This window comes from Geobacter sp., assembly GCA_009684525.1.
Taxonomy (GTDB): domain Bacteria; phylum Desulfobacterota; class Desulfuromonadia; order Geobacterales; family DSM-12255; genus Geoanaerobacter.
Map to the genome: position 1 here is coordinate 1,074,224 of WKKR01000002.1, position 18,106 is coordinate 1,092,329.

Annotated in this window: 11 protein-coding genes and 1 pseudogene; 8 read left to right on the forward strand and 4 right to left on the reverse strand. The window is 57.1% G+C overall.

The genetic code is table 11. The features are described from left to right. The first annotated feature begins 178 nt into the window (after nt 1-178). Nucleotides 179-1,399, forward strand: coding sequence for a tyrosine--tRNA ligase (locus GJT30_10870; protein ID MSM40110.1), 1,221 nt, complete (start codon nt 179-181; stop codon nt 1,397-1,399). Nucleotides 1,400-1,477: 78 nt separating this feature from the next. Here the strand turns inward: GJT30_10870 and GJT30_10875 are convergent, their stop codons facing one another. From GJT30_10875 to GJT30_10890, 4 genes and pseudogenes are all read right to left on the reverse strand, one after another. After that, nucleotides 1,478-2,470 carry a hypothetical protein gene (locus GJT30_10875; protein ID MSM40111.1) on the reverse strand — a complete coding sequence of 331 codons (993 nt, stop codon included), beginning with the start codon at nt 2,468-2,470 and terminating at the stop codon, nt 1,478-1,480. Continuing rightward, a complete protein-coding gene (locus GJT30_10880; GenBank protein MSM40112.1) occupies nt 2,467-3,195 on the reverse strand; it encodes an ATP-binding cassette domain-containing protein in 729 nt (242 codons plus the stop codon). Before GJT30_10880 ends, GJT30_10875 begins: the two co-directional genes overlap by 4 nt. A gap of 2 nt (nt 3,196-3,197) precedes the next feature. Beyond that, on the reverse strand, nt 3,198-4,334 hold the full coding sequence (locus GJT30_10885) for an FtsX-like permease family protein (protein ID MSM40113.1): 1,137 nt from the start codon (nt 4,332-4,334) through the stop codon (nt 3,198-3,200). Then, a pseudogene (locus tag GJT30_10890) lies at nt 4,318-4,503 on the reverse strand (hypothetical protein). The gene GJT30_10885 and the pseudogene GJT30_10890 overlap by 17 nt, the downstream one beginning before the upstream one ends. A gap of 1,015 nt (nt 4,504-5,518) precedes the next feature. On the opposite strand from GJT30_10890, the gene GJT30_10895 reads away from it, so the two are divergent. From GJT30_10895 to GJT30_10925, 7 genes are all read left to right on the forward strand, one after another. Next, nucleotides 5,519-8,107, forward strand: a complete 2,589-nt coding sequence (locus GJT30_10895) for a PAS domain S-box protein (protein MSM40114.1) — start codon at nt 5,519-5,521, stop codon at nt 8,105-8,107. Continuing rightward, nucleotides 8,091-9,539 (forward strand): response regulator, encoded by a 1,449-nt coding sequence (locus tag GJT30_10900; protein MSM40115.1) that lies wholly within the window; start codon nt 8,091-8,093, stop codon nt 9,537-9,539. Before GJT30_10895 ends, GJT30_10900 begins: the two co-directional genes overlap by 17 nt. Nucleotides 9,540-9,746: 207 nt before the next feature. Further along, nucleotides 9,747-10,466, forward strand: a complete 720-nt coding sequence (locus GJT30_10905; GenBank protein MSM40116.1) for an FKBP-type peptidyl-prolyl cis-trans isomerase — start codon at nt 9,747-9,749, stop codon at nt 10,464-10,466. Then, entirely contained in the window at nt 10,467-11,060 is a 594-nt protein-coding gene (locus tag GJT30_10910; protein MSM40117.1) for an SCO family protein, read from the forward strand. Then, nucleotides 11,057-12,808, forward strand: a complete 1,752-nt coding sequence (locus tag GJT30_10915) for an ABC transporter substrate-binding protein (protein ID MSM40118.1) — start codon at nt 11,057-11,059, stop codon at nt 12,806-12,808. The genes GJT30_10910 and GJT30_10915 overlap by 4 nt, the downstream gene beginning before the upstream one ends. A 241-nt stretch (nt 12,809-13,049) precedes the next feature. Next, the gene (locus GJT30_10920) at nt 13,050-13,355 is read left to right on the forward strand and encodes a hypothetical protein (protein ID MSM40119.1); all 306 of its coding nucleotides are present in this window, start codon (nt 13,050-13,052) and stop codon (nt 13,353-13,355) included. Beyond that, entirely contained in the window at nt 13,342-18,030 is a 4,689-nt protein-coding gene (locus GJT30_10925) for a multicopper oxidase domain-containing protein (GenBank protein MSM40120.1), read from the forward strand. The genes GJT30_10920 and GJT30_10925 overlap by 14 nt, the downstream gene beginning before the upstream one ends. The last annotated feature ends 76 nt before the right edge of the window (nt 18,031-18,106 follow it).

Below are 18,106 nucleotides of genomic sequence, written 5' to 3' on the forward strand. Positions count from 1 at the left end.
CTGATGCACGCGGATGAACGCTGATAACTACGAATAATGACAAACCTTTCTGACCGACAAACATGCACTGAGGGGTGAAGTATTTTTTTGCTTTTATCCGCATTTATCTGCGTTTATCTGCGGTTGAATGCTTTTTTCAGAATTTAGCCGATCGATAGTTATAGTGGAGGGAGAGGCAATGGCAGTTTCCGTAGCCGAACAGTTGGAGCTCATCAAGCGGGGTACGGTTGAGATCCTGGTGGAAAAGGAGCTGGAGGAGAAGCTGGCGAAATCGGCCAAGACCGGCGTGCCGCTGAAGGTCAAGGCGGGGTTCGATCCGACCGCGCCCGATCTCCACGTGGGGCATACAGTGCTCCTGCAGAAGATGCGGCAGTTCCAGCAGCTCGGGCATGAGGTCTATTTCCTCATCGGCGACTTCACCGGCATGATCGGCGATCCCACCGGCAAGTCGGAAACCCGCAAGGCCCTGACCCGCGAGGATGTGCTCAGGAATGCCGAAACCTACAAGGAGCAGGTCTTCAAGATCCTTGACCCGCAGCTGACCCGGGTGGTATTCAACTCCGACTGGTTGAGCGCACTCTCCGCTGGCGACATGATCGGCCTGGCCGCCAAGTACACGGTGGCGCGGATGCTGGAGCGGGACGATTTCGGCAAGCGCTTCGCCACCCAGATGCCGATCAGCATCCACGAATTCCTCTACCCGCTCATCCAGGGATACGATTCGGTGGCGCTCAAGGCTGACATCGAGCTGGGGGGGACCGACCAGAAGTTCAACCTGCTCATGGGGCGCGAGCTGCAGCGGGAATGGGGGCAGGTCCCCCAGACCGTCCTGACCATGCCGCTTTTGGAAGGGCTCGATGGCGTCAACAAGATGTCCAAGTCGCTGGGCAACTACATCGGCATCAACGAGTCGCCCGACGAGATCTTTGGCAAGGTGATGTCCATCTCCGACGAACTGATGCTCCGCTACTACGAACTCCTTTCCGATCTTTCCCTGGCCGAGATCGAAACCATGCGCCAGGAGATCAAGGCCCACACACTCCATCCCATGGATGCCAAGAAACGCCTCGGCCGGGAGATTGTCGGCCGCTACCATGGCCAGGCCGCAGCCGGCGAGGCAGAAGAGCATTTTGTCAAGCGCTTCCGCGACAACCAAACCCCCGACGAGATGCCGGAGTTCTCATTCCCCGTGGAAGGGGAGCCAGTGGTGCTCTACAAGCTGCTTGCCAAGGCAGGGATCGTGACCTCCAACAGCGAGGGGCGTCGTGCCATCCAGCAGGGGGGGGTAAAGGTCAACGGCGAGAAGGTCTCCGACGAAAACCTGGAACTGGCAGCCACGGGAGAATACGTTCTCCAGGTCGGCAAGCGGCGGTTCGCCAGGGTTAGATTCGCAGGTTAGCCGTTTCCGGCAGAGATGCCGCGGTTGGATGCCAGCGGAGGGTTGCCAGTCGGAATTGCTTTTGTGGGGGGGCGGAGCTCAGAATTCCAGGGCGGAGAAGGTCATCTGGTAGGCCACGATGAGGGAAAAGAGCAGGTAGAGAACCAGGGCTATCGCCGCAAGCTTCCGCTGAAACAGCATCACCGTCCGTGCAAGGCTTTGCCGTTTCCGGGCCGGCATCAGCGCCCCGACCCCCAGGCCGCAGATACCGGCACCGAGCAGCGTCGCGTACAGAGGATAGCCGACATAGCCATATTCCTTCTGGAGAATGCAGAACGGGCAGTGGTGTGTCGGCAGTGCATAGATATACAGGCTGATAAACGAGATCAATGACGCAATCGCGATGACGAAGGTCAGCGTGCTTGCCCCCGCGAAGAGATACCCCCCCTTCCCCTTACTCAGAAAAAAGATCCCGCACAGACAGGTCAACACGAGCGCCGCAACGAACGCAATCTCCATGGGAACCCTGGGGAGGGCGACGATATCCGAACCGATCCCGCTGGTATTTGCACTGAACAGGCTGCCGCAGCAGGAGGTGATGATATTCGCCTTGAGCTTGCCGAAGTAGAAAAACTGGAGGACGGTCTCGGTCACGACAAACGGGACGAGCGCCAAGAGGAGCGCATATTTGTACCTGATCAGGGGGTAGTCGTACCCCTTGCCGTCGGCGTGATTGATGATCAGCCAGGCCCCGGCAAAGAGGCAGGTGACGATCTTGAGGATCAGGACCGGGTAGCCGAAACCGTTCGCATTCAGTGAGCCTGCTGCGCACATCGCCCCCACGAACTGGCCGTGCAGGTAATCTGCCGTGAATATGTAGAGGAAAAGCGAGAGGATCTGGAAAAAGAGACTGTAGCCGAGGATGGTGGAGATCAGATAGGTTGTCCGCTCCAGGCGCAGCTGTTTTTCGCTTCCGCTTGCCAGGTCCCAGCTCCTGACGATCCGGAGCCCGTGCCAGCCGGCATAGAGGATCATCAGGCTGATGATGACCGACGATACCAGCAGAGAGAGGATTGCCGGATGCTGGATCACGCCTTGTCCCCCTGTGCCGTTATCCGGCCGTCCCGCATCTCCACCACCGTCTCGGCCAGGGGCGAATCGAACACCAGCGGGTCGTGACTGGCGATCAGGATGGTCTTTCCCTTGGCCTTCAAGTCGGCAATGATCTCCATGAACTCCTGGGAGAGCTTGGTGTCCAGGTGCGCGGTTGGTTCATCGGCAATGAGAATGGACGGGTTGTTTATCAGCGCCCTGGCTATGGCTACGCGCTGAAGCTCTCCACCGGAAAGCCAGTCTGTGCGTGACGCCGCGTGACGCTTCATGTTGAACAGCTCCAGCAGCTCTTCCCCTCGCTTTTTGAATTCAGCATGGCTTTCGCCCGTAGGATAGGCCGGGAGCAGGATGTTCTCCAGTACCGATATCCCCTTGATCAGGTTGAACTGCTGGAAGATGAACCCGAAGGTGGTGCGCCGGATCTCGGTGAGAAACCGCTCGGGGAGGCTGGTGATGTCGAACAGTTCCTTGCCGTCCCCCCCCTGGCTGAATGACGTCCGCATGTTATGCAGGACGATCCTGCCGGAACTCGGCCGGATCATGCAGCCGATCAGCGACAAGAGCGTGGTCTTGCCTGAGCCGCTCGGCCCTTTGAGGACGGTCAGTTCCCCTGGCCGGATATCGATGCTGACATCGTCCACAGCCGTAAACTGGTTGGATTTGCCGGCATTGTAGGTTTTCGTGACATGGGCAAGGCTGATCACGGTCAGGACCTCATGGCAGCATCGGGATCGACCGTGGCGGCCAGCCAGGACGGGATGATGGTGGCGGCGGTATAGGGGAACACCGAGAGAAAGAAGAGCATGGAGAGCTGATAGACATCTATGACCGGTGCCAGCCGGAAGTGGGGGTAGAGAACCGACCACCCCTTGAGGGCGCTTCCGAAAAGCGGCGCGGAAAAGATGAAGACATGCGCATATGCCAGAATACCTCCCACCAGGAACGCGGAGAACGAGATGGCGATTCCTTCCCAGAATTTCAGCAGGAGCACATCCGCTGTTTCCCAGCCGATCGACTTCAGGATGCCGATCTCCTTCCTCTCCTCGGCCGACAGGCCGGTGGCCTTGTCCCAGGCAAAGATGACAAAGGAGATGATGGCGGAGAAGAGCACTACTGTTATCATGCCCCCCCGCCAGTCAAAAAGGGAATCATAGGTCCGCAGGATCTCGCTTTTCAGGATGGGGCGGGCATCAGGGAACTCCTCCACGATCTTCGTCGCCACGGTTGTCAGTTCGCGGGGATTCCTGACCGTTACCGCAAGATCGGTCGCAACGCCGTCAGGGAAGTTGAACATCTCATGAAAATCCTGCTGTGACATGAGAATCAGGTCCGATGCCACCAGTTCCGACTCAAAGGGGAGTATCTCCTGGATATTGAGGAGCAGAGGGGTTTTTGCATAGCTCCTGAACGTTACCAGGTCGCCGGTGGCAATCCGCAGGATTCGTGCGACTCCCTGGCCAATGATGATATTCCCTGGCTCGACCTTCCTGGCAGCAGGGACCATGAGGGTGAAGTTTGCGCCGAAAACCGGATCGTAGTAATACCCCCACCAGCGGGGTTCAACGGCTGTCACTCCCAGGATCGTGGTGATCTTCCTGGCGTACTCGAGCGGGATGAGGTCATGCCTGCCTGCTGTCTGACGCTGGACCACCATGTCCGGAGCACCGGTGAGAATGCTGGTGGACTCCTTTTTCAGCGCCTGCACGAAAAAGATCAGCGAGGCAAGGATGAAGACGATCAGGGTATATAATGTCAACAGGGACAGGTTCTTGACTTTTCTGCGCAGAAGCGAGGAAAGGGCGAAGTCGAGGATGTTCTTGAGCCGGTTAACGGGCCTGGTCATTGTGCCTCTGAGTCAACAGCGGGGGGAGTGTCAATGCCCCTGAGGGGAAATGCTCCAGCGCGACGGGGTGATCCTGGAATGGTGCATGGTCGTCTGCCATGGAGAGGTGCCTGGTATAGCGCGCCTCCGTAAAGAGGCAGATGTCGGTAAGCCGCAGCTCTTTTACCAGATGCAGTCGGTAGCTGCGGTGCTTGTGCGCCTCTGATGCGCCCTGGCGTGCGTGCAGGCCGATCAGGGCCATCGCGAAAAGGGTCACCGTGGTGAAGAGCAGGTAAATGGTAGAATTTCTCATGATGGGGATATGTTCGGTTCTCTCGTGCGGTCCGGTATCCTGCCGTCACGATTGTTCGAAATGGTCCAACTCAGCCGCACTTTCCAAAAGCGGGACAGTCTCCACCAAGATAACATATCTGGAATGACTATCAAGGCGGGGTGTCAAATGATGTGGCTGAAGCGTAAGGTCGTTCCCGAGAGTAGTCAAAATGGGTCGACAAGTCAATCGACGGGGCGCTCCCTGGTTTTCCGGCGTCTTATGGATCATTGACGAGGACAAAGCGCGAACCGGGATGGGACCATGGCACTCTTACCTTGTGTACTCCACAGGGGGTTTTGCAGCGTACCACGGGCACGGCTACATGCAGATAGGCGTCCTTGCTGAAAAAATCGTCGTGATGCCAGGATTGTTGGGCCAAGCCGCATATCGTTGCGTCCTGGCCGCACAGGGGGCATGGCATGGAGACGGATTGATTGCAGCTGATATAGATGTCGAACCGTGGATGTTCCTTAGATACGTCCACCCTGGTAATCTGCCAGGGTGTGGCAAGGCCGAGTGTCGAGGAGAAAATTGATGGCTGATCCATGGCTGGTTGTACCCTTGCCTTGCTGGCACTCTGCTTATGCGGTATATATTTTAAGAGTCGAATGTATGTGTATTCTGCGTTGCGAGGAGATGAGCCTCTGTCTGACGATTTCGTAATACTCTGCAGCACAACTGATGCCAAAGCAAAAGTGCTGACCATTTCTCCGCCGTGGCAGAGGCGTGGGGAGCTGCAAAATCCTTCTGTCTGGCGTAGATCGATCGCTTGCCCCGATTACGGATCCCGAAAGGCGCTTATGCACGGAGCGGCGTACCGTTGTAACAAAATGAGCTGTTGTCAAACTTGTTGCGCTGTTTCGCATCGGGAATGCCGGTCATGATCCCACAGCCCCGGCACAACAGTGACAAATTGTCCGCTTTCGCACTTCTGGCGAGAATCATCGCCGTAATCCTCCTCGTGTTTGTCATCGAGTTTGCTGCCGACCAGCTTCTGCCCAAGCTCCTGCCATATTCCGACCCCTGGGCGCAGGTCTTGGCGGACAGCATCCTCCTCATCCTGTTCAGTGCCCCGTTCATCTGGTGGATTGTGTTCAGGCCGTTGCGTGCCGCGGCTCTGGCGGAAAAAGCCCAGTTCGAGCATCTCTTACAGCAGATCGTCGATGCCGTCATCATCCTTGACGAGCTGAACCGGCTCTCCTCGTGCAATGCCGCAGCAGAGTCCATTTTCGGCAGCAGTGCCGAACAACTGGTGGGAGCGCCGATCCAGACCATCATTGCCTGCCCCGAGGGAAGCCCTGAGCTGTTCGGCAGTTCGCATGAGACTGCTGATGCAGATAAACCGGTGGTTCGCCTGGACTGTTTCGGGCTGCGTGGAGACGGCGAACGGATTCCGCTCTCCCTGTCGGCGAGCGAGGCAGTCTACAACGGACGACGGGTCCGGATCCTGATAGTCAGGGACCTGACGAAGATCAGGGTCGCGGAGCAGGCGCTGGAAAAGTCCTATGCCCTGCTGGAAGCGACGCTGCAGTCAACTGCCGACGGCATTCTCGCCGTCAGCTGGGATCGTCAAATCCAGTTGTACAACCGGCAGTTCGTCGATCTGTTCCGGATTCCCGGCAACCTGATGGAAAACCGCGACTACCGGGGGATGTTCGAATACCTGTCCGGCCTCATGGCCGTTCCTGCGGATTTCCGGACCCGCGTTGAGGAATTGTATCGGGATCAGCATTCCATATCCCATGACATCCTGCTTCTTGCCGATGGCAGGATCATCGAGCGGCATTCGCAGCCCCAGTTGGTCAACGGCGAGAGCATCGGCCGGGTCTGGAGCTTCAGTGACAGCACGGACAGGATTCGCGCCGAGAGGGAGTTGAAGCAGAGTGAAGAGCGGTTTCGCAATCTTGCCGATTTCGCGCCAGTGGGGATCTTTGAAACCGATGCGACGGGAAACTGCATCTTTGTCAACCGGCAATGGTGCCGAATTGCCGGGATAGTCCCTGAACAGGCCCTTGGCAGGGGCTGGGCCACGGCATTGCACCCGGATGACGCCCAGTTGATCGAGGACGAGTGGTATGAATCGGTCCGGGAAGGGAGGCCATTCAGTCTTGAATACCGGTTCCGCACCCCGGATGGCCGGGAAAACTGGGTGCTCGGGAGCGCCACTGCCCTCAGGGGCTCGGATGAGGGCATAACGGGGTATCTGGGGATCATCATCGACATCAATGAACGGAAGGTGGCCGAGAGCGCTCTCCTGGAGAGCGAGGAGCGGTTTCGCAAGGTCTTCGAGCAATCGGAGGATGCCATTATCCTCTTTCTCCCCGGTACCTGCACCATCATCGACGTGAACCCGACCACGGAAAAGCTCTACGGCTACTCCAGGGAAGAGTTGATCGGGCTCCACTTCAATGTCTTCAGGTCAAAGGACGAGTACCATGAGTTCATCCATGCCGTATGCATGTTGCAGGAGCCGCAGACGTCCCAGTTCGACCATATGATCAACGTCCGCAAGGATGGCGCCGAGATCCATGTTTCCGTGCGGGCGAAGGTGATCAAACTGCAGGGGGACGAGGCAATCTACTGCACGTTGCGGGACATAACCCAGAGATTGCAGATGGAGGAGGAGGCGCGCACGATCCAGTCGCAGCTGATCCATGCCAACAAGATGACCTCTTTGGGGCTGCTTGTGGCCGGCATCGCCCACGAGATCAATAACCCCAACAACTACATCATGGCCAATGCCCAGATGCTCTACCGGATCTGGGAAGATCTCGACCCGTTGCTCAGGGACGAAGCGGCCCGCCGCGGAGACTTTCAGCTCGGGGGCCTTCCCTATTCCAGGCTCGAAGAGGCCCTCCCCGAGATGATTACCGCCATTTCCGAAGGGGCACGCAGGATAAAGGGGATCATCGGCAGCCTGAAAAGCTATTCGCGCCAGGGAGCCATCGTCATGGGGGATCTGGATATCAACCAGACCGTCCGGGCGTCTCTGCAGCTTCTCAGTCATCATATCAACAAATACACCGACAGTTTCATTGTCGAGCTCGGAGAAGAGCTCCCGGCACTGCGAGGCAATGCCCAGCAGCTTGAGCAGGTGATCGTCAACCTGGTCATGAACGCGCTGCAGTCACTGACCTGCCGGTCCCAGCGGATCACCCTCAAGACCGGCTATGATAAAGAAAACCGGGCTGTCTGCCTGACGGTTGCGGATGAAGGGTGCGGAATCCCCGATGGCGTGAAGGCGCGCATCATGGAACCGTTTTTCACCACGAAGCTGGATGCCGGTGGTACCGGCCTCGGCCTTTCCATCACCAGATCCATCGTTCTGACCTATCACGGAAGCATTGAGGTTTACAGCCAGGCTGGGCAAGGCACGACAGTACATGTGTCCCTGCCGGCGATTGCCGATACCGCTGCGGAAGCTGTTCTGCCGGCTCAAGGAGATGCACTGCATGAATGAGACGCCCATTTTACTGGTGGATGACGAGCTGAAACTGCTCAAGGCCTCACAGCTCCTGCTCATGAGCAAAGGGTTCTCGAATGTGGCGACGATCAGCGACAGCAGGCAGGTGATGGGCTACCTGCAGCAGCATGACGTCGGTGTTGTCGTGCTGGACCTCAACATGCCCCATCTCGGCGGTCTTGATCTTCTGCCGGAGATCACCAACGAGTATCCCTCCACGCCGGTTGTGGTCATGACCGCCATAGACGAAACCGATACCGCGGTCAGCTGCATGAAGACCGGAGCATTCGATTTCCTGGTGAAACCGGTCGAGACCGAGCGGCTTGCATCGACCATCCGCCGGGCGATCGAACACCGGGCAATGTACCAGGAACTCAATACGCTCAGGGAACGTTTCTTTTCTGAAAAGATTGAGAACATTGCGGCGTTCAGCTCGATCGTTACCGCAAGCCCCAAGATGCATAACCTGTTCAAGTATATGGAGGTCATCGCGCCGTCCCGTCAACCGATCCTGATCTGCGGCGAAACGGGGGTCGGCAAGGAATTGGTGGCAAAGGCCCTGCATTCGCTGAGCGGCTGCAGAGGCGGCTTTGTCGCGGTCAATGTGGCCGGACTTGATGATACGGTCTTCTCTGATACTCTTTTTGGACATAGAAAGGGTGCGTTCACCGGAGCCGATCAGGCCCGGGAGGGGCTCGTTGCCAAGGCCGCAGAAGGGACCCTTTTCCTTGACGAGATCGGCGATCTGAACGACCAGTCGCAGATCAAATTGTTACGGCTGCTGCAGGAACGGGAGTACTATCCGGTCGGTTCGGACAACGCGAACGTGAGCAGTGCGAGGGTTCTCCTGGCGACCAATCACGATCTGCAGAAATTGATCGAGGAGAAACGCTTTCGGAAAGATCTGTATTACCGGCTGTACGCGCACCGGCTGACCATTCCCCCGCTCCGCGAGCGTTGCGAGGATATTGCTCCCCTGCTCGACCACTTTCTGGAGGTGGCTGCCGTTTCATTTGGCAAGAAGAAACCGACCCCTCCGGGAGAACTGGTTACCCTGCTGCAAACCTATGACTTTCCGGGGAATGTCAGGGAGCTCGAGGCGATGGTTCATGATGCCGTTGCCCGGCACTGCAGCGGAGTCCTCTCCATGGAGAGTTTCAGCAGTGCCATCGGCAGCGCACGAACGCCCCGCAGCCGTGGCGAGCAGAGACCTCCGGCAGGCAATCCGCTGGAGGACCTGTTCGGGCATTTCCCGTCCATGCGCGAGGTTGAGGATTACCTGATCTCGGAGGCAATGCTGAGGTCAAAGGGGAACCAGGGGATAGCGGCATCGATGCTCGGGATATCGCGACAGGGTCTGAACAAGCGGCTGAGAAACGAGTCGACGAACCTGCTCGAAAAAGGGGGAGATGCCGATGGGCCGGCTTAGGGGTGGGGCGTTGTCAGGCTGGTTGCCAGCGGCAGCAATTTTTGCGACAACCCTCTCTGGCGCCAAGGGTGTTGATTCGGCCTGCAACTGACTGAATTGCAGAAGTTTTTAAAATTCGGGTAAAATGGCATAGTTACTGCGTAGTTTGGGTGCCAGACCTGAGTGTTATCCTGGATAGTTGATTAATTTTCTTAGGAGGTTCGACGAATGAACAGAATTATTGCGCTTGCACTGGTACTGTTGTCCGCTTCATCGGTTTTTGCCGCAGATCCCGCCAATCCGGAGCAGGAGCGGGTATTTCATGCCATCGGCCAGAATGTCTACCGCTCGCTTTCGGTCTTCAATCTGAGCCAGTCTGAATTCGACCAGGTGATCCAGGGGGTCAAGGATTCCTATCACGGCAAGAAGAGCGACGTAGATCTCAATGCCTATAATGCGAAAATCCAGGAATTGGCCAGGGCTCGACGCAAGGAGCTTGGTGAAAAACAGGCAGCGGCGGCAAAAGAGTTTCTCGATAAGGCCGCTCAGGAGAAGGGTGCGGTGAAGACCAGTTCCGGCATGGTCTATTTTTCCCTCGTGGAGGGGAAGGGGGAATCTCCTGCGGCAACAGACACGGTCAAGGTCAACTATCGTGGCACCCTGGTCGACGGTACGGAGTTCGACAGTTCCTACAAACGGGGAAAACCGCTGGAATTCAGACTCGATGCAGTCATCAAATGCTGGACTGAAGGTGTCCAGAAGATGAAGCCCGGCGGTAAGGCCCGGTTTGTCTGCCCTGCCAACCTGGCCTACGGAGATAACGGCGTGGGTGAAATGATCCTTCCAGGCGCAACTCTCGATTTCGAAGTCGAACTGGTCGGGGTGAAGAAGGCTGAGAGTCTCTCCAAGCCTGCGTCGTCTGCAGAAACCTCGAAAGCGGTAAAATAAATGAACTGTCCCAACGGCAAGAGCCTGAGAGAACTGGTGAGATTATTGCTCGTGCTGGTGCTGCTCGCTGTTTTCGCAGCTCCGGCACATGCTGACACCAAGAAATACAAACGCACCGTTGAACGGTACACCGTGCCTGATGTCACCATGATCAATCAGGATGGCAAAAAGGTCCGTTTGCGGCAGCTTGTCGACGTGAATCAGCCGGTTATCATCGACTTTATTTACGGGACATGCACCACGATCTGCCCCGTGCTTTCTGCCGGTTTCGTCAATCTGCAGAACAAGCTCGATGCCAGACTGCCGCAACCGCGCCTTATCTCGATCACCATCGATCCTGAAAACGATACGCCGAAAGTCATGAAGGAGTATCTGAAAAGATTCCGCGCAAAACCGGGCTGGGATTTCCTCACCGGGAGCCGGGCGGATATCACGAAGATCATGGTTGCGTTCAATGCCTATATCCCGGACAAAATGTCGCACTATCCCATCAACCTGATCCGTACCGGAAAAGACGGCTCCTGGGTGCGGCTTTTCGGTATCATGAGCTCCCGCGAATTTCTCGATGAATACCTGTGGGCGGTCGGCAGATGACGACTTGCGGCAAACACCTACAGAGGCTGCTCACTCGGCATGCGCCGGCATACCGTCACCTCGTCTGCGTGGTGGCAGTGGCCCTTGTCGTCCTTCTTGCAGGGTCGATCTCCTTGGCCGGCGTTTCCCCTGCGGATGATGTCTCAAACGACAATGTCATGCGGCTTGGCGAACGGATGTACCGTGAGGGGATACTCCCTTCCGGCAAGGTCATGGAGGCATTCATCCGTGGGGATGTCGAAGTCGACAGTACCTCATTTTCCTGCGCCAGCTGCCATCTGCGCGCAGGTCTCGGCTCGGTCGAAGGCGGAGTGGTCACTCCGCCGACCAACGGCGCCAAGCTGTTTAAGCCCTACCGGCGACCACCGTCGTTCGGGGACGTGGTGGACAAGACCGGGCGCTATATCTATGCGAAAACCGTTCTCGAGCGACCTGCCTATACCAGGGAATCACTCGCCAAAGCGCTACGTTTCGGTGTCGATCCCGCCGGGCAGGTCTTCAACGACGTGATGCCCCGGTATCCGTTGAACGATCGGGACATGGGGATTCTGGTCAGGTATCTCGAACGGCTGTCGTCCGATATCTCTCCCGGTGCGACGCCGTCATCCTTCGCCTTTGCCACCATTGTCACCGACGACGTGAAGAGCGAAGACCGTGCCGCCATGCTGGATGTGCTGCAGAGATTCATCGACGGCACGAACAGTCAGGTCGAGATGTTCAGGGACTTTCTCAAATTCGGCTATACCCCGACCATAGACATGAAATATGCCTTCCGTTCGGCGTCCCTGGCTGTCTGGGAACTCAAAGGCCCGCCTGAAAGCTGGCGGAAGCAGCTTGAAGCATATTATGCAAAAGGCCCGGTCTTTGCAGTCCTGGGGGGGATTTCAAACAGCTCCTGGCAGCCCGTTCACGATTTTTGCGAAGAGCGTCGCCTTCCCTGCCTCTTTCCCATTACCGACTTTCCGGTTGTGTCGACACACGACTGGTACACCTATTACTTCAACAAAGGGTATTTCCAAGAAGGCGAAGCCGTAGCCAACTATCTGAACCGTCTTGAGAGTATTGACGACACCGCGCCGATACTGCAGATCGTCCAGGACACGCCCACGGGCAAGGCCTTGGCCGACGGCTTTCTGCAGAGCTGGAAAGATCTGGGGCGGTCCCCGGTGCAGTCTTTGTCCCTTTCGGCAGAACAGTTTGCCGATCCCGGACAGCTCGCGAGAATCCTGGCCGAACAGCCAGCGAAAGTTCTGCTTCTCTGGGGGGATGATGCCATACTCCCCGCATTGAATGCCCTGTCGCAGGGGGCGGATACTCGTGTCCCCATTTTCGCCTCTTCGACTGCCCTGGGGAAGAAGACCCTGCAGGTTGACGAAGCGATGCGGGACAGGGTTTACTTCAGCTTTCCCTATCGCCTCACCCCTTATCTGGGCACTCGGGAGGGGTATGACGCCAAAGTCCCCATATTGACCACCTCCAAGGATTTCGGGGACAGAAGGATAACCTCCCGGACTGTAACCATGCTTCTCCAGGCAGCTCTGCAAGGGCTCAAGCTGCTCTACGAAAACCAGTACCAGGATCACCTGCTCGATGTCATGAGCATGCAGATGGATCAGGTTGTCAGAGACTATGAACGATTCAGTTTCGGGCCGGGTCAACGGTATGCTTCAAAAGGATGCTACATAATCCAACTCGGGAAAGGCACGCAACCCGATATCCTGCCGGTCAGCGAATGGGTCATCCATTGATCTGAACCTCCACCTCCGGAACAACCACTTGTCAATTTTTTTGCACCCCTTCGGCATGGCCAAGTCAGACTAATTACTCATATATTGCTTTATTTCCAGATAGTTATTTGTTGATCAAATTAGTGGTACAGAATGTGTAAAGGCCTAGTTGCCTGGTAGGAAAAATTCCGTATCACAAGCATTCATACAATAGCTCAGATGGAGGCAGCAGTAATTGCACTCTCAACGACTGGAGGTAACAATGAAAAGAGCTCTGCGAAATAGTATTGGAGTGGGTCTAGCTGTAGTGCTGGCGAGCACATTGTACAGCAGTGTATTTGCAGGCCAAACTCCGATGACTCCTGAGGTCGCTGCCAAGGCTGAGCGTTCAAAGCGTCAGCAGGCCGAGCGCATCACGCCGGCAAAACGGCGGGCAGCTGCAGAAGCCATCAAGCGGGAGCGGCAGAAAATCTATGAAGCAAAACACGGAACCATGCTGCAGACTCCAGCAAATTTGAATAATTCCGGACAGGACCAGACGCCGAGGAGGGGCCATGAAAAACCGTAAAACGAAAGTATTCTGCAATCTCCTGCTCGCTGCAATGCTCTGCATGTGGGCGGTAACCGCATTCGCGGGCAATCCCCTGGCCATCCCGACCGGTCCAAAAGATGCCAATGGCAACTGGGCCGTCCCCGACTACAACACCACAGCCAACTGGGCGTTCAGCCCCCAATTGACGAAATTTGTCGACACGCTCGCCCCGCTCGGCTGCACCACCCCCAACAATCTGGGGCAGTGCATTCCCGTGGCGGTTCCGGACACCACCACCTATCCCGGCTCGGATTATTACATCATTGAGCTGCGCGAATATTCCGAAAAAATGCACAGCGACCTCAACCCCACAAAGTTGCGGGGCTACGTCCAGGTTAATGCTGCTGGTAACGATGTCGCGCCGATCCATTATATGGGGCCCATTATCGTTGCCCAGCGTGATCGCCCGGTGCGGATCAAGTTTACCAACAAACTGCCGGCTGGAGCTGGCGGGGATCTTTTTATCCCGGTGGATACCTCGGTCATGGGCGCAGGAAAAGGCCCGGCATACCAGGGGGCAACCCGTGGAACGGGCGCCGATTGTGACAACACGGTTGATGGCAACACCTGTGCGAGCTACGCCCAGAACCGCGCCACCATCCATCTCCATGGCGGACGCACCCCCTGGATCAGTGACGGCACACCACATCAGTGGATTACTCCTGCCAACGAAAACACCCCCTATCCTCAAGGGGTGAGTGTCCAGAACGTACCGGACATGCCCAATCCGGGCGACGGTTCCATGACGTTCTACTACTCGAATCAGCAGAGCGCCCGACTGTTGTTTTATCATGACCATGCCTTTGGCATCACCCGCCTGAATGTCTATGCCGGCATGGCAGCAGGATACGTGATCACCGATACGTGGGACCAGGATCTGATCACTCGCGGCATTCTGCCTCCAGACCAGATCCCCCTGATTATCCAGGACAGAACCTTTGTCGACGCCACCCCCACGACGCACCCGGTAACAGGCCAGACCGTTCCCAAGATCCGGATCACGGACCCCCTCTGGAACTGGGGGAGCGGTACCCCTGACGGAAACGGCATCCGGCCGCCGGTGACCGGCGATTTGTGGCTGCCGCATGTCTACATGCCTGCCCAGAACCCGTACAACCCTGATCTGAGTGGCGTGAACCCCTTTGGCCGCTGGATGTACGGCCCCTGGTTCTACCCGCCCACCGTCATCAAGCATGGGCCGGTCGCTAACCCCTACCATGACCCGGATTGCGACAGCACAGATCCGTTCATCTATGCCCAGTGCACCACACCGGGGCAGCCGCCGGTCATACCGGGTACTCCCCATCCCTCCATGGGCATGGAGGCGTTCCTAGACACCATGACCGTGAACGGTACGGTTCTGCCGGTGCTGGAAGTCGATCCGCGTGCGTACCGCTTCCGGATACTGAACGCTGACAATGACCGCGGTCTGAACCTGTCGTTGTACAAGGCAGACCCCACGGTCTACCATACCGATAACCGCCGGAAATCGAATCTCACCGAAGTCAAGATGGTCTCTGCTGCCCCGACTGCCGGCTGGCCGGCGCTCTGGCCGACAGATGGCCGCGAAGGCGGCGTTCCCGATCCTGGTACCCTCCAGGGTGACGGCAGATACAGCAACTGGGGGCCCACATGGCTGCAAATCGGGACTGAAAGTGGGTTCCTCCCAAATCTGGTGGAGCGGGAGCCGCAGCCGATCACCTATATCACTGATCCGACCGCATTTGCCGTTGGTGTTGTCAAGGATACCTCCCTTGCCGTGATGCCTGCCGAGCGTGCCGATGTCGTTGTCGACTTCAGCCAGTATGCGGGGCAGACCCTCATCCTGTACAACGATGCTCCGACTGCGTGGCCTGCTCTGGATGTCCGTTATGACTACTATACCGGCGCTCCCGACCAGCGGGATGTCGGCGGATTTGGTACCGGCGGCACCTATGACCCGATAACCGGCAGTTGGGTCGGCGGCACCGGCACGCTTCCCGGCAAGGGGCCGAACACTCGCACTGTCATGCAGATCAAGGTGCGTTCATCGGTTCAGGGCACGCCCTATAGCTTCAGCAAGGCAGCACTTCAGGCGGAATTCACCTCTGCCGCACCTGTCACCGCAGCCAACCCGACTGGGGCGCCGCTGTTCGCTCGCGCTCAGGAACCGATCATCGTCGGTCAGGCCGCATACCAGAATGCCTATCCGAATTCCTATTTCCCCGTTGCCGGCCAGTGGCGCGGTACCCGGTCTTCCATGCTGGAAAACTCCCTCAGCTTCCTGACCATAGACGGGAAAGCGGTTATTGTCCCCATGGAGCCGAAAGGGATTCACGACGAAATGGGCGCCTCATTCGACCCCGAATACGGTCGCATGAGCGGCAACCTGGCAATGGAGATCCCCAATCCGCGCACCAACAACGCAAACCTGATTCTGTACGGTTTTTCCGATATTCCGACAGAAACCATCCAGAATTCACCGGAAGGGATCGTCAAGGTCAAGGCGGATGTCCTCTATACCCTTGATGACGGTACCCAGATCTGGAACATTTCCCATAACGGTGTGGACACCCATCCGATCCATTTCCACATCTTCGATGTTCAGCTGATCAACCGTCTTGCCTGGGACGGCCAGATCTACATGCCCGATCCCAACGAACTGGGCTGGAAAGATACCGTTCGTATCAGCCCGCTGATGGATACCATCGTTGCTGTTCGTCCGGTTGCCCCGGCATTGCCGTTCGGTATTCCCAACAGCATGCGTCCCCTCAATCCGGCCATCCCCATCGGCTCCGGCATGGGCTTCAACAGTGTCGACTGGGTAACGGGACAGGCTCGGGTTCCTGCAGTAACCAATATTCTGTACGATTTCGGCTGGGAATACGTCTGGCATTGCCATATCCTCTCCCACGAGGAGATGGACATGATGCGTCCGATTGTCCTCCAGTATACAGCCATGACTCCTCCGGGATTCACCTCGACGGCGACAACCAACCAGGATGGTACCGTTTCCCTGTCGTGGGTTGACCCGACTCCGGTCATCTACACTTCGTTTGCCACCTATGGCGACCCGGCCGGCGAGATCGGCTTCAATGTCTGGCGTTCGACCGACGGCACGAACTTCACGAAGATCAATGCTGCCAAGCTTCTTGCCAACGCCACAAGCTACACTGATACCACTGCGGTATCAGGCACCGCATACAGCTACAAAATTGAGGCATTCAGTGCCAAGGGTTCCACGTTCTCCTCGGTAGCCAGCCCGATTTCGGTTACCGTTGCTGCCAACGGCGGTCCTTTCGCCGCTCCTGGCCCCATCACACTGGAAGCCACGCTTGCCGGCATCCCGGCTGGCGTGAACATCACCCAGGTTGCCTTCTTTGACGGCGCAACCCAGATAGGCGTAGACACGACCCCGGGCGCTGCACCGTACCAGTTCGTCTGGAGCAATGTCGCAAAGGGCAATCATTCCATTACGGCACAGGTGACCGACAGCCTGGGCGGGGTGGCAATCTCCGCACCGGTTACTGTAGCGGTTACTGGGGCGCTTACTGCCAGCTTCACTGCTACCGGATCGGCAAATGGCGCTGATATCGGCTTCTGTGAAACCATAACCTTTACCAGCACCAGTACAGCCTCAAGCGGCAGCATCACCGGCTACAGCTGGACGATCAACGGCGTCAACTACCTTACCCAGAACGTCAGCACCACGTTGCCGGTTGGCACCTACCCGGTAACGCTGGCAGTGACAAACAGCGGCACCGGCGAAGTAGCCCAGGTAACCAGCAACGTCACGGTCGTCAACCACAACCCGACCGCAATCCCTGGCGGACCGTATACCGTTGCCCCTGGCGGCAGCGTCACCCTGAACGGTTCAGGGACCGACACGCTCGATTCGTGCAACACCACGCCGCTCACCTATGCCTGGAACGTGGATAACAAGGGAGCGTACGACTTCTTCACCGCCAACCCGACCATCCCCTACAACACCCTCAAGACGGTTCTCGGGATCGGGACATTCACGATGACCCTGCAGGTGACCGATTCCAACGGTGGGGTCGGGACTGCTACCACGACGGTTACGGTGGCGCCACCACCAGTAACTAGTGTTACCCTGACGCCTGATGTGGCGAGTCCAAGACCTACGGGGACAACCGTAACCTTTACTGCGGCTGCGGTTGGTGGGTATTTACCACAATATGAATTCTGGCTTCGTAATCCTACAGGTGTGTGGACAATGGTGCAGGCGTACTCAACCACCAACACGTACGTTTGGACGCCAACTGTTGCTGGGACATATGTTGTCCAGGTTAGGACTCGCAGTACTGGTTCAACGAGCGCATTCCAGGCGTTCGCACAACCCAGCTATACGATAACCGCACCAGTAGCAGTAACTAGTGTCACCCTGACGCCTAACATGACGAGCCCAAGGCCTACGGGGACAATCGTAACCTTTACTGCGGCTGCGGTCGGTGGGTATTTACCACAGTATGAATTCTGGCTTCGTGACACGGCAGGTACGTGGACGATGGTGCAGGCGTACTCAACCACCAACACGTACGTTTGGACGCCGACTGTTGCTGGGACATATGTTGTCCAGGTTAGGGCTCGCAGTACTGGTTCAACGAGTGCATTCCAGGCATATGCACAACCTAGTTACACCATTCAATAAACACTGATTGTTGTCCCAGACGCAATAAGAGCGGGTTCTTCTTTGACCCGCTCTTATTGCGTCTACTTGCCTGGCG